Source organism: Caballeronia temeraria (assembly GCF_001544795.2).
GTDB lineage: Bacteria > Pseudomonadota > Gammaproteobacteria > Burkholderiales > Burkholderiaceae > Caballeronia > Caballeronia temeraria.
In genome coordinates this window covers 454,908-470,940 of record NZ_FCOI02000003.1, presented here as the reverse complement: position 1 = coordinate 470,940, position 16,033 = coordinate 454,908, and the positions used below count along the sequence as shown (strand labels likewise).

Below are 16,033 nucleotides of genomic sequence, written 5' to 3'. Positions count from 1 at the left end.
ATGATTCGGCGTCTGATCGCGACACTCGCAACGACCCTGTTCATCGCGGCGTGCGGCTCGGTCGCGCCGGGCACGACTGCGCAGACCGCGCAGAAAGTGCCGCTGGCGGGCACGCCCAACGGCGTCGCGGTGCGCGATTCGGACGGCGCCGTGTTCGTCACCGACGACAGAACCAACGGCATCGTGATGACGACGCATATCGGCGAAGAAGATGCCCCCGCGTTCTCGTCTTACGCACGCATTCCCGCAGTCGAGGGCGAGCGCAACGGCCTGAGCCAGATCGCATTCGCGCCGAACGGCCATCTGCTCGTCGAGCAATTCGGCTTCGGCACGGCGGGCGCGGTCTACGATGTCGCGCCGAGCGGCCAGGTCGCACTCGCATCGGACACGAATTCCGCGCGCCGCAGGCTCGGCCTGCTCGTGCTCGATGGCGGCACGTTTCTGTCGAGCTGGTTCGTGAAGGAAGGCAGCGCGCCGGCCGAAGGCGGCGTCAGCCTGATTACGCGCGGCACGGCGCCGCGGCAGGTGATCGAGCGCGATATCGTGACCCGACTGGGCAAGCCGGTCGGACTCGCGATAGCCGGCGACGCGCTCTATATCAGCGATCAATCCGCGAACCGCATCTACAAGGTGGATTTGCAGGCGGCCCGGGCGGCGAATGCGCCGGTGCCCGCGAGCGATGTCTTCGCGACCGTCGACGCGCCCGACCTGATGGCCTCGACGCCCGACGGCACGCTTTTCACGAAGTGCGGCTCGCACGCCGTATGCAGCATTTCGAAGCGCGGCCGGACGACGGTCATCGCCGATGGTTTCGAAGCGCCGCGCGGCGTCGCGGTGGACGTCGCGCGCAAACGCCTCATTGCGGTGGACCGGTCGCGCGCGCCCGACAAGCCGAGCGCGCTGCGCGTGGTGCCGATCAGATGACGCCGTTCAACGCGGCGACGACCATCCCTTATAGCTGCCGACGTTCTCGCGCGTGACGAGCGTCGACGGCAGCAGAATCGTCGTGCTGCTCGGCTTCTTGCCGTTCATCAGGTCGTAGCCGACGCTCACCGCCTGCTGCGCCATCGCCCACGGGTCCTGGCTCGCCGACGCCTGCACCATCGTGTCGGACTTGAGCGCCGTCTCGATATCGGGCGCGCCGTCCACCGACGTAATCACGATGTTGTTCCGATGCAGTTGCTTCGCCGCGAGATCGGTGCCGATCGCTTGCGGATCGTTGATCGCGAACACGCCGTCGAGCTTCGGGAAACGCGTCAGATAACCCTGCATCGCGTTCATGCCGCCTTCGCGCGAGCCTTTCGCGTCCTGATCGTCGGAAAGAATCTTGATGCCCGGATTCTTCGCGAGCACGCTCTTGCAGCCTTTCACGCGGTCGATCACCGCCGATACCTGCGGCCCGTTCTCGATCACCACGTTGCCCTTGCCGTTCAGCTTCTTCGCGAGGAAATCGCAGGAGATTTCGCCGGCCTGCACGTTGTTGGTCTGCACGGTCGCGTCCGCGCCCGCCGCCGCGACATCGACCGCGACCACGACGATGCCCGCCTTCTGCGCCTTCTTCACCGCCGGCTCGATCGCCTTCGGATCGACGGCGTTCAGCAGAATCATGTCGACGTGCGCCGAGATAAAGTTGTCGATCTGCGTGAACTGCTTGTTCATGTCGTAATCCGACGATACCGCCGTCACCTTGGCGTTCGGATTGATCGCCTTGGCCTTGGCTTCCGCGCCCTTCGCGATCGTGACGAAGTACGGATTGCCGAGCGAGCCGACGGTAATGCCGATGGACTTCAATTGCTTGTCGGCGGCGTGCGCGGATAGCGACAGGGTGAATCCGAGAGCGATTGCGACGCTGGCGAAAAGCTTATTGTGCTTGCGCATTTTGTTGTCTCCAGTTGGTCCGTTGGTATCGGGGCGGGCGCAAGCGGACCCGAATGCGCCCGGATAAGTCAATCAGGTGCGAGCCGAGCCGCGTTGACGATAACGATCGAGCGCCACCGCGCCGATGATCACGAGGCCCTTGATGATGTACTGCCAGATATCCGACACGCCGAGCAGCACGAGGCCGTTGCTCAAGACCGCGATGATGAGCGCGCCGACCAGCGTGCCGACGATCGAGCCGACGCCGCCGACGAAGCTCGTGCCGCCGAGAATCACCGCCGCGATGGCGTCGAGTTCATACGACTGTCCGAGCTGCAAACCGTTCGCGGCATAGAGACGCGCGGCGGACATCACGGCGCCGAGACCGGCCAGCAGACCCGACATCGCATAGACGAAGAGCTGGATGCCCCACACCTTGATGCCGGACAGACGCGCCGCTTCCGGATTGCCGCCGACCGAATAGATGCGCAGGCCGAGCACGGTGCGTCGCAGGATGAACCACGACACGATCACGACGAGCAGCGCGATGATCACGAGCCAGGGCACGCCGAGCAGCGTGTCGTTGCCGATGAACGCGAACGACAGTTGCGGGTTGAAGATCGTCGTATCGTGACCGATGAGCCGCGCGATGCCGCGCACCGCGGTCAGCGAACCGAGCGTCACGATGAACGGCGGCAGCTTGAGCAGCGCGATCAACAGACCGTTGATGACGCCGAAGCCCAAGCCTACCGCGAGCGCCGCCGGAATGCCGAGCCATCCCCAGCCCGGAATGTTCGATGCGAGCAGCGCGGCGACCGCGCCCGCCGACAGAATCGAGCCGACCGACAAGTCGATGCCGCCCGTCAGAATCACGAAGGTCATGCCCGCCGCGAGCACGATGTTGATCGATGCCTGCTGCGTGACAATCGACAGATTCTGGAAGCTGAAGAAGCCGTCGGTCACGATGCCGAAGCCGATGCACAGCAGGATCAGCACCGGCAGCATGCCGGCGGTTCGCATCAGCACCTGCATGCGTTCGCGATGCTCGATGCGGTTCTGCCGCTGCGATACGCTCTCCGCCTTCGCAGCCGGCGCGCTGCTCGTTTCGTGGTGTTTCGTCGTGTTAGCCATGTCTCTCTCCAGATATCCTTTTAAGCCGCCTGATCGAGCGCGACCTTCGAGCCCGTCGCCAGTTCGATGATCCCTTCCTGCGAAATCGGCTTGCCCGAATGGCCGCCGAGTTCGCCCGCGATTTCGCCTTCACGCATCACGAGCACGCGGTCCGCCACGCCGATCACTTCCGGCAGCTCGCTCGAGATGACGATCACGCCGACGCCCGTGCGCGCCAGATCGTTGATGATTCGATAAATCTCCGACTTCGCGCCGATATCGACGCCGCGTGTCGGCTCGTCGAGAATCAGCACTTCGGGCTTGGTTTCGAGCAGACGCGAGAGCAGCACCTTCTGCTGATTGCCGCCCGACAGCGCGCCCACGTTCACGCGCATGTTCGGCACGCGGATGGTGAGCGCGGCGATCGCGTCCTTCGCGCGCGTGTTGCCGCGCGGCAGGTCCATCACGCCGGCTTTCGCATCGCGTCCGGCGATCGTGATGTTGATGTTGTCGCGCACGCTCATGTCGAGGAAAAGGCCCTGGCCCTTGCGGTCTTCCGTCAGATAGACGAGACCGGCATCGATCGCGTCGCGCGGCGTGCGCAGCTTCAGGCGCTTGCCGTGCATCGACACTTCGCCGCGCACCGCCGGCTCCGCGCCGAAGATCAAACGCGCGAACTCCGTGCGGCCCGCGCCGACGAGTCCCGCGATGCCGAGCACTTCGCCCTTGTGCAGATCGAGGCTGCATCCTTTCACGCGATTGCCGTCGGCCATGTCGCGCACGGAAAGCACGACGTTGCCCGGATCGTAGGGCGCGTGCTGCTTCTTGTAGAAGCCCGAGATGTCGCGGCCGACCATCATCTTCACGAGGCTGTCGGCGGAGAGTTCGTCGCGCATCAGCGTGCCGACGTATGCGCCGTCGCGCAGCACCGACACGCGGTCGCTCAGTTCGTAGATCTCCGCCATCCGGTGACTGATGTAGATGATCGCGATGCCTTCCTCGCGCAGTTGCCGCACGAGCTCGAAGAGACGATCGGTTTCGCGCGAGGAGAGCGGCGTCGTCGGCTCGTCCATCACGAGGATGCGCGCATGGGCATGCACGGCGCGCGCGATTTCGACGAGTTGCCGCTCCGCGATCGACAGATCGCCGACGAGCGTATGCGGCTTGAACGCCGCGCCCAGGCGTTTCAACACGTCTTCGCAGCCGCGCTCCATGCCTGTGCGATCGACGAGCCTGCCGCGCCGCAATTCGCGCCCGGCGTAGATGTTCTCCGCGACCGACAGATTCGGCGCGAGGCTGAGTTCCTGATAGATCACGGCGACGCCGAGCGCGCGCGCGGCGAGCGGCCCGTCGATGCTGACCGGCTTGCCGTCGATCAGGATTTGTCCGCCCGCATCGGCCTGATAGGCGCCCGAGAGGATTTTCATCAGCGTGGATTTGCCCGCGCCGTTTTCGCCCATCAGCGAATGGACTTCGCCGGGATAGACCGACAATCGCACGTCGTTCAACGCGCGCACGCCGGGAAAAGTCTTGCTGATGCCGCGCATTTCGAGCAGCGGCGGTCGGCTGGAAGCATCATGCGGCATGGTTCATCTCCTGCGGTTTGATGCCCGCGTGGCGGATGGCCGCGCGCGGTGAGAAGTTGAAGAACATCGGCAACGTGGCCGCGCCGATCGCGCCCGCATCCGGGCCGAAGGAACCGCGCACGAGCGTCGGGGTGCCGCGCGCTTCGGGCGCGTTCGCGGCGAGCGTCGTCGAAAGACGGTCGACGAGCTTGTCGAGCAGCCCGCCGTCGATGTCGGAATCGATCACGACCATCGGCACGTCGAGCACGCAGAGCGTCGCGCGCAGGGCAGGCGCGAGCGCTTCGATGCAGTCGTCGATCCATTCGTCGACGGCCGGAAGACTTCGCTCGATGCACGCCTGCAGATCGACGCGGTTATCCGCCGCCGCGCCGCAGTAGTTGAGATGCCGCACGAGCGCGTTCAGCGACGCGCGCGAGAGCAGGATGTCCCACTGGCCGCTCGGCTGCGGCGCGGACGGCAGGCGGCTCGGCGGCACCGGAATCACGCCGATGTCGCCCGCATTGCCCGACGCGCCGCGCAGGCAGTCGCCGTGGATCGCGATGCCGCCGCCGATCGCGGAGCCGAGAAAGAGATAGACGAAGTCGTCGCAGCTGCGGCCGTGGCCGTAGAAGAGTTCGGCGGTCGCGGCGGCGTTGCCGTCGTTTTCGCTGAAGACCGGCAGCGAGAGCGTGCGGCCGAGTTCATCGGCGAAATCCGTTTCGTCCCAGGCGCGAAAGCGTTCGGCGGGCAGGCCAAGTTCACGCAGCCAGCTGCCGAGATTGAAGGGCTGCGCAATGCCGACGCCCGTCAGACGCTCGCGCTCGGACTCGGATAGCAGCCGAAGCATGCTTTTTACATCGCGTTGCACGATTTTCACGGCTTCCGACGGATGCGGGAGCACAGAGTCGAGTGCGCTGCGGGCGAGCACGTCGCCGGCGAAATTCACGAGCACCGTCTCGATACCCGTGCGATCCAGCCGCACGCCGATGCCGAACGCGCCGCGCGGATCGAGCCGGATCAGCGACGCGGGCTGGCCGCGCTGACCTTCGAGACGGCGTCCGGTGTATTCGATCAGACCCGCATTTTCCAGCGATTCGACGATGCTGCCGACCGCCGTGCTCGTCAGATTCGCGTGACGGGCGAGATCGGCCTTCGATGCCGGCTCGGCGCGCCGCAGCGCCTGCAGAAGCAGACGCTCGTTGTACCGGCGCACGTTCGCGGAGTTGCTGCCTCTGCCGCTTGGGGATTTCACGCGCTGTCTCCGAAATCGGCCATCGACTCGCGGCCATTAATTAAATCAAGTTGATTTATTTAAGAACGAAGACGCGTCGAAGTAAAGCAGGGAAATCCCGAAGCGGCTTTTAAGCGTTTCTTGAGGAGACGCCGCCTGAAACGCGTTGTCCGGGAGTTGCAAAACACGGACCCGGTGACCTTCCACACTAGGCGATGCAACCGGCAGTGCCAAGCTGCGCGCCGCTGCTTTGCGACGAGCTTACGAGCGCCGATAACCCAGCTTTCGACGGGCGGCGCGGGCGAAGCGGCGGGTGGATCGATGTGCTATCGTCGGCGACACTTTTCGACATTTCGCCCGCCGTTTCATGTTCTCGATCTCCCAAGGCACGCACGCCAGCAAGGCCGCCCAATACGACGACCTGTTGCAGCAGGCCCGCGCGCTCATCGCCGATGAAAGCGACTTCATCGCCAATGCCGCGAATTTCTCGTCGCTCGTGTTTCATACGCTGCCCGATCTGAACTGGGCTGGCTTCTATCTCTTCGATGGCACGGAGCTCGTCGTCGGGCCGTTTCAGGGGAAGCCCGCGTGTGTGCGCATCGCGATCGGACGCGGCGTGTGCGGCACGGCGGCGCGCGAGCGGCGCACGCAGGTCGTGCCGGATGTGCACGCGTTTCCCGGCCATATCGCGTGCGATTCGGCGTCGCGTTCGGAGATCGTCGCGCCGCTCATCGCGAGCGATGGCACGCTGATCGGCGTATGGGACGTGGACAGTCCCGTGGCGAATCGTTTCGACGATGAAGACGCGCTTGGCATGGAAGCGCTGTGCACGGCGTTCATCGCGCTCGCGTGGAAAAAATGAACATCGATCCGGCGGATAACGGCGTCGTCACGATCGCGAGCGCGCACGGCGCCGTCGCGACCGCGGACAAGCTCGAGGCGCTGATCCGCGCGCGCGGGCTGATGCTGTTCGCGCGCATCGATTTCAGCGGCGACGCCGCCCGCGCCGGCCTCGCGATGCCGCCGAGCCAGTTGCTGGTGTTCGGCAATCCGCAGGCGGGCACGTCGCTGATGCAGGCCGTGCCGACCGCCGCGCTCGACTTGCCGCTCAAGGTGCTGTCGTGGGAAGACGCCGACGGACGCGCGTGGCTGTCCTACAACGCGCCCGATTATCTGCGCGCGCGTCACGGCCTCGACGCCGGCCTGATGAAGCCCGTCAGCGGCGTCGCCGCGCTCGTGGAAGCCGCCGCGCACTAAGCACTTGTCCTCACCGGGCGGCCGGGCGCATCCGTCTACAATGAGACGTTTTCCATCCGTCTCGACATTCCATGACGAGCCTTGTTCGCCGCCGCCTGCTTGCCGCGTGCGCGCTGAGCGCGTGCGCATTCACGCGCGTGCGTGACGTGCGCGCGGCATCGGACAAGGCGACCGTCGCGCTCGTGATGAAATCGCTCGACGATCCGTTCGTCGTGTCGATGATCGAAGGCGCGCGCAACTATCAACGCCATTACGCCTCGCAGCTCGATCTCTCGACGAACGGCACGCTCACCGACAACGACGTCGCGGGGCAGATTCATATCGTCGAGACGCTGATCGAGGCGAAGGTCAACGCGATCGTCATCGCGCCCGCGGATTCGAAGGCGCTGCTGCCGGTGGCCGGCAAGGCGATCGCGGCGGGCATCATCGTGATCGCGATCGACAATCCGTTCGACGACGCCGCGCAGGACGCGGCGCGCATCACGATTCCGTTCGTCGGACCGGACAGCCGGCGGGGCGCGAAGCTCGCCGGCGCGTACCTCGGCTCGAAGCTGAAGGCGGGCGATGGGGTCGGCGTCATCGGCGGGCCGTCGAACGACGCCAACGCGCAGCAGCGCACGCTCGGCTTTACGGAAGCGATGAACGCAGCGGGCATGCGCATCGCCGATGTCGACAGCGGCGACTGGACCGCGGCGAGCGGCAAGGCGTCGGCGCTGGAAATGCTGTACGCGCATCCCGACTTGCGCGGCTTGCTCTGCGCGAACGACAACATCGCGATGGGCGCGATCGATGCGATTCGCATCGCCGGAAAAAAAGGCCGCGTGCTGGTGACGGGCTACAACAATATCGACGCCGTGCAGCCGATGCTCGACGACGGGCGCCTGCTCGCGACGGTCGAGCAATTCGGCGCGCGGCAGGCGGTGTTCGGTGTGGATGTCGCGGTGAAGGCGCTGCTCGAAAAGCGTCGGCAGCGGGATTTGTCGCCGTATATGGAGACGCCGGTGCAACTCGTGACGAAAGGGCAGGCGAAGGGGTTTCGATTCGGGGCGTCGTGAGACCGCTTTAGGAATGATCGTGTGGGGCGCTTCGTTGGATTCGCCTATCTTGTGCGGCTGAGTTGCGAGTTTCGACGAAAGCCACATGACGACCCTGCACACCCATCAACACCGGCAAATCAGGCAACCAAGAGCGGCGTGGGAAGCGATTCCCACAGACGTCGTGCCGCTTTACGTCCGGTCCGCGCTCAGAGACGCGATGCGTCTCGAAAGAGTCTCCGACGCCGACTACGATGATCTGCTCTGGATTCTGGCTCAGGAGTCCAGCGGCATCGTCGATAACCGCAATCACAGCTCAACGGCGCGCGGTTTGTTCCAGCTCTTGTTTGCGCAATACGAGCTGAATCCCAAAGGCGAAAAGTCGTTTGGAAATGCCGTCGAGGAATGCCAGGGCGGGATTCGCTATATCTATGGTCGCTACCATTCGGCAAGAACGGCAAGGCGCTTTTGGGAAAAGCATCATTGGTACTGAGCCATGCGGAAGTCTCTGATCTTGTTCTTGGCGTTCATCGCCGCACCCGTTTTCAGTGCGATTCGCGGTGCAGAACCGCGCTTTGCGGAGTATCCGTCAGCGGTTGAAATGGCACGCAAACCAGTGAAGCCGCGGTTGACCACAAACGAAACTCGTCGCTACGCGACGCAGCTATCAGATGCCGCGCGCCACGGCGTCAACTTTGCCGGCCACTTCATTCTGGCCGAATGGGGCTGCGGCGCAGGTTGCGTGATGGCCGCCGCCATCGATGCCCGGACGGGAAAGGTGGTCATGCTTCCCTTTACCGTCTCGGACTGGCCGCTCGATATCGCCGAACCGCTGGCCTATCGCAAAGACAGTCGTCTCCTGATCGTGCGCGGCAGCAGAGACGAACGAGGACGCGGCACCTATTACTATCGATTTGATGGCGCCGCGTTCCAGCTAATCGAAGCGCCGCCCGCGACTCCGCGCCCGCGACCTTAATCCGCCGCTTTCCCCAGTAACCCCCGCGCCGCCAGACTCCGATACAACGCGCGCACGCCAAACGTCCACGGCTCGATCTCCGTCGACAACCTCACCGTATTGACGAGCGCGCCGAGATTCGGCGTCGAGATCGTCACGACATCGCCGAGATGATGCGTGAAGCCGCCGCCCTGCGTGTCGCGGTCCTTGATCGGCGAGAACATCGTGCCGAGAAACAGCATGAAGCCGTCCGGATACTGATGATGCGCGCCGTGCGTCTGCGTGACGAGATCGGCCGGATCGCGGCTGATTTCGCTCATGTGGCTCACGCCTTCGAGCACGAAGCCATCGTCCGCGCCTTCGATGCGCAGCGACACGCTCGTCGCGCGCACCGAATCGAGCGTGAAGCGTTCATCGAAAAGACGCACGAACGGGCCGATCGCGCACGACGCGTTGTTGTCCTTCGCCTTGCCCAGCAGCAGCGCGCTGCGGCCTTCGATATCGCGCAGATTCACGTCGTTGCCGAGCGTCGCGCCGACGATGCCGCCGCGCGCATTCACCGCGAGCACGATCTCCGGCTCCGGATTGTTCCATTTCGATGTCGGATACAGACCGACGTCCGCGCCGAATCCGACCGACGACATCGGTTGCGACTTCGAGAACACTTCCGCATCCGGCCCGATGCCCACTTCCATGTATTGCGACCACGCGCCGCGACGCTCCAGCTCGGCCTTCAGCTTCGCCGCGCTTTCGGAACCCGGCTTGATCTTCGAGAGATCCGCGCCGATCAGCTTGTTGATCGTGTCGCGCACTTCCTGCGCCTTGCTCGCGTCGCCGCCCGCCTGCTCCTCGATCACGCGCTCCAGCAGACTCACCGCGAAGGTGACGCCGCACGCCTTCACCGCCTGCACGTCGCAGGGCGCGAGCAGGCGCGGGCGATCGGCGCTGGCGTCGAGCGTCGCTTGCAGCAAGTCCTGAACGTTGCCGAGATGCTCGCCTTCCGCGTTCCGGGCGATGTCGAGGGCCTCGGCGTTATCGAAGAGATCGGCGGTGGTCGGCGCGGCGCGCGTGATGTCGAACACTTCACCTTTGCGCACCGCGACGACGGCGGGGCCGTTCACCGGCGCGGGGCGCCAGACGCGGCCGATCAGCACGGCATCGGCGAAATCTTCGGGCAGACAGGAGGACACGTTGACGTTTTGCATGAATGCGATATCGGGCAGGAAAGGAAAGCCGATCGTAGCCCCCGTGTCCGAAAGTGTCCATTGGGTTGATAAATCGTCCAACCTGTTGGAATATGTCACGCATGGAAAAAACCTACGACGTCCCCGCGCTGCGCCGCGCGAGCGATATTCTCGAAGCCCTCGCCGCCGCCGCGAAACCGGTGCGCGCCGCGACGCTCGCCGAACGCACCGGCCTGTCGCGCAGCACGCTCTATCTGACGCTGGAAACGCTTGCGCGCATGCAATGGATCGAAAAGCGCGACGACGGCTACATGATCGGCGTCGGCCTGTTCGAGCTCGGCAACGCCTACGTGCGCCACGACAAGCTGCAGGCCGCGTTTCGCGAAGGCGCGGGCGCGTTCATCAACCAGCACAACGAGGTCGTGCAGCTCGCCGTGCTCGATGGCGTGCAGGTGGTGTACATCGCACGCGAGGATGCCCATCGCCCGGTGCGGCTCGTCTCCGATCTCGGCTCGCGTCTGCCCGCGCATTGCTGCGCGCTCGGCAAGGCGCTGTTCGCCGGCATGTCCGATGAAGCCGTCGTCGAGCGCCTGCCCGAGCGTCTCGAAGCGGTGACGCCGCGCACCATCACGCGGCGCGCGGCGTTATTGCGCGAGCTTGCGTCGATCCGCGCGAGCGGGCTCGCGGTCGAGCGCGAGGAAGTCGCGGAAGGTCTCGCGTGCTTCGCGGCCTATGTCGGGATGACGCCGGCGGGCAAGCGCGTCGCGGTATCGACGAGCGTGCCGGTCGGCCGGCTCGATCCGAAACGTGAAAAGCAGATTTCGATCGGCATCGTCCAGCTTGCGGCTCACTTGCGCGGCGCGCTCTGACGATGCGACGGCCGCGCGTCCTTCCGGCCCGATGACGCGGCAAAACGCGCCTCGATCGATTCCACGTCCTTCTCCGCCGAAAGCGGCGCCGCCGCGTGCGCCGCGATCAGTACATCGCAGCGCGCATGCGAGCAGACCACGTCGCGCAGACGGGCTTCGCCGTGCCGCCAGCCGGTGTCCGCCTCGCCGCCGAGCACGATGAGATCCGCGCCCGCCGCCTTCGCCTCGCGCGCGATCAGCTCGCCGACGCTCGTGCCGTCGAGCGGCTGCGTGACGCTGCGCGCGATGCCGTCGATGCCCGCGCTGTCGATCAGCCGCGAGGCATAGCGCGTGACGGCGCGCGCGTGGTCCTCGATGACATCGAGCGTGTCGCCCGGATTGCTGTCGGCGGTGACGATGGCCCACCACGGCATCTGATCGACGATATGCAGCGCCGTCAGCCGCGCGTTGCAGTCGCGCGCACGCGTGATGGCGGTGGTCAGGGCGCTTTCGCTGAGGCTCGTGCCGACCGCGACGAGAATGTGCTTGTACATGACGGGTCTCCGGTTCGTTTCGTTCAGACCGGATGATCGGCGCGCAAAGTTAGCGCCGAATGAGCGCGCGCTTGCATCTCTTACAAGAAAACTTAAAACGCGCTCGAAGCGCGCGCAATCGACGGTCAATGTGACGACTGATCTCATCGCCGTGTACAAGTCGCTCGGCGGCGGATGGCAGGGCGGCGGAACCGCGAGCGCGCAAAACTAACGTCTGCGCTTTTTCCAGTCGTAATCGGCGGGCGGATCGGCGACGCCGGGCTTGCCGACCGAATGCGGGTTTTCACTGCATAGCGTGACGAAGCCGATGTCTTCGCCCTCGGATTGACGGCGGCGCAGGTCTTCGGCGAAGCGCAGCGCGTCGGCGAGCGCGTCCGCTTCGAAGCGCTTGTAGCCGGCCGCGCCCTCGACGTAAGGGTTGCCGCCAAGCCAATAGACGACGAACATCGTTTAGCCTCTCGTTTGGAGATACGTGCACCATCGTCGACGCTCATGCGACAGCGATGCAAATCCTGCACGGCGCATGTGCATCGGCGCGCCGCGACAGCCACCGGGTATTCCCGAAGTGTAACGTCGGCCTGCCGTACGCGGCCTGGCGAAGCGCTCTGGAACCCCCGCGAGGGAATGATCGTTGCTCATATCTCCGCTCATTCCGAGGCCTGAACGATGCAACGACACGACCGTGTTTCTTCGCAAGCGCTATGGCAGATCCCGCCGCGCACGATGTGCCACGACGAGCCGCGCGTGCTCATCGCCGATGACGATCTCGATGCGACCCGCGCGATATGCCTTGCGCTCGAGGACGCCGAGTTCACCGTGCGCGCCGTGCACACGGGGCTCGACGCCGTCTCGCTCGCGCGCAAGTGGCGGCCCGGCGTGGTGCTGCTCGATCTGATGATGCCCCTCGGCGATGGCTGGGAAGCGGCCGAGGCGATTCGCGCCATCGATATCTCGATGCTGCTGATCGCGCATACGAGCCGCACGGACCCGGAGGATCTGACGCGCGCGCAGCGCACCGGTTTCAACGGCTATTTCGTGAAGCCGACGGAGATCGACGGCATGATCGCCGTGCTGCGCGATTATTTCTCCGCGCGGAAAAGCGAGGGCGATTACGCGTCGGTGCGTCTGCCCTGAATGACTTCGAGCTTCGGCGCGCGCGGTTCGATATCGTGCTGGACGTGCGCCTTCAGCATGTCTTCCCAGTACTGGCAATAACCGGCCCAGAAAGGCATCTGCGAATGCGCGGATGCCGCCGTCGGCAGAGGATCGGGCAGCATTCTGCGCAGGCGTCCGATTTCCTTGTGCTTCCATTGCAGCAGCGCGCGCCGATGGCCGCGTCGCGGCGGACACATGTCGTTCATTCTCTCGACGGCGATCGAGAAGCCCTCGGCGGGCCGCGACGCCATCTTCGTCAGCACTTCGGTTTGCGGGCTCGGTCCGCGTTCGTGACAGATAATCGCGCCGATCTGCCCAAGGATGTACATCGCTTTCGCCATCGGCGGCTCGGAAGGGTGTTGCATGGCGCCTCTCGTTTTGTCGTTATGAGTCTTCTTGCATGGCGCTCGAAGTTGGCTCGGTCCTGAATGCGGTTACGTCTTCAAATGACGTATTTATAAGATACCGCATTCAGATTAATCCGAAGTACGCATCGACAAAAAGATACAGACGTGTCAACACCGTGGGCTCAGAGGCGGTCGAGCACGTGCTCGACGAATAGTTCGCGCAGGCCTTTGGGCGTGTCGTCCTGATCGCAGGTCGCGGCCGCGACGACCCGCTCGCGCGGCGCGACGAAGATGAACTGCTCGCCGTATCCGGCCGCGAAGACGTAGCGCGGATCGATCCAGCAGAGATAGCCGTATTGCGCGTCGTCCATCGGCGGGCCGCCGTCGCTGTGCACGGACATCGCGTCATCGATGAACCTTTCGTCGATGAGCTGCGCGCCGTTCCATGCGCCGCGGTTCATCATCAGAACGCCGAGCGAGATCATGTCGCGTGTGCGCAGCATGAGTCCGCGGCCGCCGAACGTGTGACCTTCCTCGTCGCTGATCCATTCGCTCGCCGCGATGCCGAGCGGCGCGAACAGCGCGTCGCGCGCATAGCAATCGAGCGTGTGTCCCGTCATCGCTTCGACGACGAGCGACAGCAACTGGAGCGCGTGCGAGTCGTATTCGAAGCGCATGCCGGGCGGCGCCAGCGGCCGCGACAGCACGAAGCGCAGACGGCTTTCCTCGCTGCGAAACCGGTCGCAGGGACCGAGCACGCATTCGTCGACGACGCTCTGATCCCACTCGAAGCCCGCTGTCATCGTCAGCAGATGACGCAGCGTGATGCGCCGCACGCGGCGGTCGAAACCGCGTTCGCACAGTTGCGGCAGGATGCGGCTGACGGGCGTGTCGAGCGGCAGCATCACGCCTTCGTGCAGCGCCGCGCCGATCGCGAGCCCGACGACCGTTTTCGTGACCGAATTGATGTCTTGCAGACTGTCGGGCGCAATGTCGTGCCGATAATGCTCGAACACGATGCGCCCTTCATGCGCGACGACGAAGCTGCGCACGCCGCTTCGCTCGACGAGTGCTCGATGCAATGCCTTTTCGAACGTCATGGATGAATCCCATGAAAATGAACCTGCCTAGGATAGCGAAGTGAATACTGCTGTTCGTCAGACAGCGGGCCTGAACTGGTCCGCGTGCAGGGGCGGCTGAATCGTGTTAAACATTGAGCAATCCGGATGCCATGCTGAACGGCATTGCAGTCTTTCCGCGGTTTCAATTCACTTTCAGCGAGCCTGAATTTGCTTGTCCGACGACTCGCGACGCTCTGGCGGCTGGGCCGGGCGTTCGTGCACGAAAGCCATCAGACGCATCAAGCCGATGACGGCGCGGCAATGACGCGCGTGGCGCGCTTTTTCGCGTCGCATGGTGCGCGCGCCGCACCGCTCGGCGCCGGCGTGCCCGCGCTTTCGCAACTGTCGCGCGTGCTGGAAAACGCGTCCGGCGCGCTCGCGCGTCATCCCGCGCTCGCGGAAACGGCGGTGCGCGTCGCGCTCTCCGAACTCGACGGCCTCTTCACGCCCCACGATGCGGCGCGCTTTCGCACGGCGTGCGCAGCGGCGTTTCCCGCGACGCTTGCGTTCGAACTCACCGATCTGTGCGACGTGCCGTTGCGCTCGGGCGTCGCGGAGCAGACGCATGTCGCGCGCATCGGCACGATGCCCGTGCGCGTCACGCTGCTACGCGCGGATGCGCACGCCGAACTCGAAGACGATCTCGACCTCGCGCTCGCGGCGGCGCGTTTCGCGGAACGGCGCTCGGCGAAGGCGCGCGAGTTGCATCCGGTCGAATGGGTGCGCCGCGCGCGCGAAAGCGTCGACGCGATGATCGACCTGCGCCAGCGCGCGGCGGATCAGAGCTATCTGCGCTTTCGCCTGCGCGACGACGATCGCCTCGCCGTGCCCGAAGTCCTCTGGGACTATTGCAACGATGCTGTGCTGACCACGCGTGCAATCGAAACGGCCGCGCTGTCCGATGCGGACACGCTCGCGGCGTGCGGACTCGATCGCGCCGATGTGCTCGCGACGCTCATCGAAGCGTTCTTCGAAATGGCGCTCGGCGTCGGCCTGTATCACGCGGGACTGGACGCGGCGGGCGCGCGCGTGAGCATCGAGCCGCAGACGCGCGGCCAGATCGTCCTCGAATCCGATAACCCGATGATGATCTTCGCGGCGCACGAGCGCGATTTCATCGTCGGCGTGTCGCAGGCGCTGATGGAGGGCGATCACAAGGCGGCGGCGCGCGCGCATCTCGAACACGGCCGGCCCGAGTCGAACGTCACGCATCATGAGGTGCGCGTCGAAGCGACGTATCGGCGCGAGGCCGAGCGTTTCGCGTCGCCGGCTTCGCGGCGAAGCGCAGGCATCGCGCATCTGTTCGGCGCGATCGGCAAGGCGCCCGCCGAGCACATGTTCAGCGCGTCGCATGGGCGAATCGCATCGCGGGCCGTGTTGCTGTCGCGGGCGGCGGAGCGGATCGAGCGCGTCGCGCAGGATATCGCGCCGGATGTCGATGTCTGGAAGATCGCGCGCAGGGTCATCGTGCGGCTCGCAGCGGATCAATTCAGTTTGCGAAGCGTGGCGGCGCGTTTCGCACACGAAGCGACACACTGGCCGCATACGCTGCCGCGCCTGCCTTCGCTCATCGCGAAGCGCGCCGACGCTTCCACGCTGAAGCGCTGAGTCTTTCGCATATCGAATCAATCCGGCTTCGTTCGGCGAAGGCCGTCGACGTCGATCTGCAACAAATCTCCCCTTGTTTTCGTCTTTGAAAGCGCTCGCATGAATTTCATCGCTATATGCATGAAACATGCGCCTGCAGCGTGATTTTTCAAAATGCGCTTTCTAGAATGACTCTGTCCGCTTCGCTCAATCAGACAAGGGTGGAAA

General features: G+C 64.8%; 18 protein-coding genes. 9 read left to right on the top strand and 9 right to left on the bottom strand.

Annotated elements, in window-relative coordinates; genetic code table 11:
- The gene (locus AWB76_RS07045) at nt 1-924 is read left to right on the top strand and encodes an NHL repeat-containing protein (protein WP_061159449.1); all 924 of its coding nucleotides are present in this window, start codon (nt 1-3) and stop codon (nt 922-924) included.
- A gap of 6 nt (nt 925-930) precedes the next feature.
- On the opposite strand, the gene AWB76_RS07040 is transcribed toward AWB76_RS07045, so the two are convergent.
- The 4 genes from AWB76_RS07040 to AWB76_RS07025 form a co-directional block, all read right to left on the bottom strand.
- A complete protein-coding gene (locus AWB76_RS07040; protein WP_061159389.1) occupies nt 931-1,878 on the bottom strand; it encodes an ABC transporter substrate-binding protein in 948 nt (315 codons plus the stop codon).
- Nucleotides 1,879-1,950: 72 nt separating this feature from the next.
- The gene (locus tag AWB76_RS07035; protein WP_061159388.1) at nt 1,951-2,988 is read right to left on the bottom strand and encodes an ABC transporter permease subunit; all 1,038 of its coding nucleotides are present in this window, start codon (nt 2,986-2,988) and stop codon (nt 1,951-1,953) included.
- 20 nt (nt 2,989-3,008) lie between these two features.
- On the bottom strand, nt 3,009-4,553 hold the full coding sequence (locus AWB76_RS07030) for a sugar ABC transporter ATP-binding protein (RefSeq protein ID WP_061159387.1): 1,545 nt from the start codon (nt 4,551-4,553) through the stop codon (nt 3,009-3,011).
- The gene (locus AWB76_RS07025; protein ID WP_061159386.1) at nt 4,543-5,784 is read right to left on the bottom strand and encodes an ROK family transcriptional regulator; all 1,242 of its coding nucleotides are present in this window, start codon (nt 5,782-5,784) and stop codon (nt 4,543-4,545) included. Before AWB76_RS07025 ends, AWB76_RS07030 begins: the two co-directional genes overlap by 11 nt.
- Before the next feature lie 346 nt (nt 5,785-6,130).
- On the opposite strand from AWB76_RS07025, the gene msrC reads away from it, so the two are divergent.
- From msrC to AWB76_RS07000, 5 genes are all read left to right on the top strand, one after another.
- Entirely contained in the window at nt 6,131-6,625 is a 495-nt protein-coding gene (gene msrC, locus AWB76_RS07020; RefSeq protein ID WP_061159385.1) for a free L-methionine (R)-S-oxide reductase MsrC, read from the top strand.
- On the top strand, nt 6,622-7,020 hold the full coding sequence (locus AWB76_RS07015; protein ID WP_061159384.1) for a DUF302 domain-containing protein: 399 nt from the start codon (nt 6,622-6,624) through the stop codon (nt 7,018-7,020). Before msrC ends, AWB76_RS07015 begins: the two co-directional genes overlap by 4 nt.
- 71 nt (nt 7,021-7,091) lie before the next feature.
- Complete coding sequence (locus AWB76_RS07010) at nt 7,092-8,075, top strand: substrate-binding domain-containing protein (RefSeq protein ID WP_061159383.1); 984 nt, start codon at nt 7,092-7,094, stop codon at nt 8,073-8,075.
- 85 nt (nt 8,076-8,160) lie between these two features.
- Nucleotides 8,161-8,547, top strand: a complete 387-nt coding sequence (locus AWB76_RS07005; RefSeq protein WP_061159382.1) for an aggregation-promoting factor C-terminal-like domain-containing protein — start codon at nt 8,161-8,163, stop codon at nt 8,545-8,547.
- 27 nt (nt 8,548-8,574) lie between these two features.
- Entirely contained in the window at nt 8,575-9,030 is a 456-nt protein-coding gene (locus AWB76_RS07000) for a hypothetical protein (protein WP_157696075.1), read from the top strand.
- On the opposite strand, the gene AWB76_RS06995 is transcribed toward AWB76_RS07000, so the two are convergent.
- A complete protein-coding gene (locus AWB76_RS06995) occupies nt 9,027-10,214 on the bottom strand; it encodes a fumarylacetoacetate hydrolase family protein (RefSeq protein WP_061159380.1) in 1,188 nt (395 codons plus the stop codon). The genes AWB76_RS07000 and AWB76_RS06995 overlap by 4 nt on opposite strands.
- 101 nt (nt 10,215-10,315) lie before the next feature.
- Between AWB76_RS06995 and AWB76_RS06990 the strand changes: the two genes are divergently transcribed.
- On the top strand, nt 10,316-11,062 hold the full coding sequence (locus tag AWB76_RS06990) for an IclR family transcriptional regulator (protein ID WP_061159379.1): 747 nt from the start codon (nt 10,316-10,318) through the stop codon (nt 11,060-11,062).
- Here AWB76_RS06990 and AWB76_RS06985 read toward each other — a convergent pair.
- A complete protein-coding gene (locus AWB76_RS06985; RefSeq protein ID WP_061159378.1) occupies nt 11,041-11,595 on the bottom strand; it encodes a universal stress protein in 555 nt (184 codons plus the stop codon). The two genes, AWB76_RS06990 and AWB76_RS06985, sit on opposite strands and share 22 nt — an antisense overlap.
- A gap of 207 nt (nt 11,596-11,802) precedes the next feature.
- Nucleotides 11,803-12,042, bottom strand: a complete 240-nt coding sequence (locus AWB76_RS06980; protein ID WP_061159377.1) for a hypothetical protein — start codon at nt 12,040-12,042, stop codon at nt 11,803-11,805.
- A gap of 219 nt (nt 12,043-12,261) precedes the next feature.
- Here AWB76_RS06980 and AWB76_RS06975 point away from each other — a divergent pair, with 219 nt between their 5' ends.
- Entirely contained in the window at nt 12,262-12,729 is a 468-nt protein-coding gene (locus tag AWB76_RS06975) for a response regulator (protein WP_061159376.1), read from the top strand.
- Here AWB76_RS06975 and AWB76_RS06970 read toward each other — a convergent pair.
- Nucleotides 12,705-13,115 carry a hypothetical protein gene (locus AWB76_RS06970; RefSeq protein ID WP_061159375.1) on the bottom strand — a complete coding sequence of 137 codons (411 nt, stop codon included), beginning with the start codon at nt 13,113-13,115 and terminating at the stop codon, nt 12,705-12,707. The two genes, AWB76_RS06975 and AWB76_RS06970, sit on opposite strands and share 25 nt — an antisense overlap.
- 164 nt (nt 13,116-13,279) lie before the next feature.
- Nucleotides 13,280-14,197 carry a serine hydrolase domain-containing protein gene (locus AWB76_RS06965; RefSeq protein ID WP_061159374.1) on the bottom strand — a complete coding sequence of 306 codons (918 nt, stop codon included), beginning with the start codon at nt 14,195-14,197 and terminating at the stop codon, nt 13,280-13,282.
- A 189-nt stretch (nt 14,198-14,386) separates the two neighbouring features.
- Here AWB76_RS06965 and AWB76_RS06960 point away from each other — a divergent pair, with 189 nt between their 5' ends.
- A complete protein-coding gene (locus AWB76_RS06960; RefSeq protein WP_061159373.1) occupies nt 14,387-15,826 on the top strand; it encodes an AarF/UbiB family protein in 1,440 nt (479 codons plus the stop codon).
- The last annotated feature ends 207 nt before the right edge of the window (nt 15,827-16,033 follow it).

Bases quoted from the DNA above. Each gene is read 5' to 3' on its own strand.
- AWB76_RS07045 (WP_061159449.1), top strand. From the start codon at position 1: ATGATTCGGCGTCTGATCGCGACACTCGCAACGACCCTGTTCATCGCG.
- AWB76_RS07040 (WP_061159389.1), bottom strand. From the start codon at position 1,878: ATGCGCAAGCACAATAAGCTTTTCGCCAGCGTCGCAATCGCTCTCGGA.
- AWB76_RS07035 (WP_061159388.1), bottom strand. From the start codon at position 2,988: ATGGCTAACACGACGAAACACCACGAAACGAGCAGCGCGCCGGCTGCG.
- AWB76_RS07030 (WP_061159387.1), bottom strand. From the start codon at position 4,553: ATGCCGCATGATGCTTCCAGCCGACCGCCGCTGCTCGAAATGCGCGGC.
- msrC (WP_061159385.1), top strand. From the start codon at position 6,131: ATGTTCTCGATCTCCCAAGGCACGCACGCCAGCAAGGCCGCCCAATAC.
- AWB76_RS07015 (WP_061159384.1), top strand. From the start codon at position 6,622: ATGAACATCGATCCGGCGGATAACGGCGTCGTCACGATCGCGAGCGCG.
- AWB76_RS07010 (WP_061159383.1), top strand. From the start codon at position 7,092: ATGACGAGCCTTGTTCGCCGCCGCCTGCTTGCCGCGTGCGCGCTGAGC.
- AWB76_RS07005 (WP_061159382.1), top strand. From the start codon at position 8,161: ATGACGACCCTGCACACCCATCAACACCGGCAAATCAGGCAACCAAGA.
- AWB76_RS06995 (WP_061159380.1), bottom strand. From the start codon at position 10,214: ATGCAAAACGTCAACGTGTCCTCCTGTCTGCCCGAAGATTTCGCCGAT.
- AWB76_RS06990 (WP_061159379.1), top strand. From the start codon at position 10,316: ATGGAAAAAACCTACGACGTCCCCGCGCTGCGCCGCGCGAGCGATATT.
- AWB76_RS06985 (WP_061159378.1), bottom strand. From the start codon at position 11,595: ATGTACAAGCACATTCTCGTCGCGGTCGGCACGAGCCTCAGCGAAAGC.
- AWB76_RS06980 (WP_061159377.1), bottom strand. From the start codon at position 12,042: ATGTTCGTCGTCTATTGGCTTGGCGGCAACCCTTACGTCGAGGGCGCG.
- AWB76_RS06975 (WP_061159376.1), top strand. From the start codon at position 12,262: ATGCAACGACACGACCGTGTTTCTTCGCAAGCGCTATGGCAGATCCCG.
- AWB76_RS06970 (WP_061159375.1), bottom strand. From the start codon at position 13,115: ATGCAACACCCTTCCGAGCCGCCGATGGCGAAAGCGATGTACATCCTT.
- AWB76_RS06965 (WP_061159374.1), bottom strand. From the start codon at position 14,197: ATGACGTTCGAAAAGGCATTGCATCGAGCACTCGTCGAGCGAAGCGGC.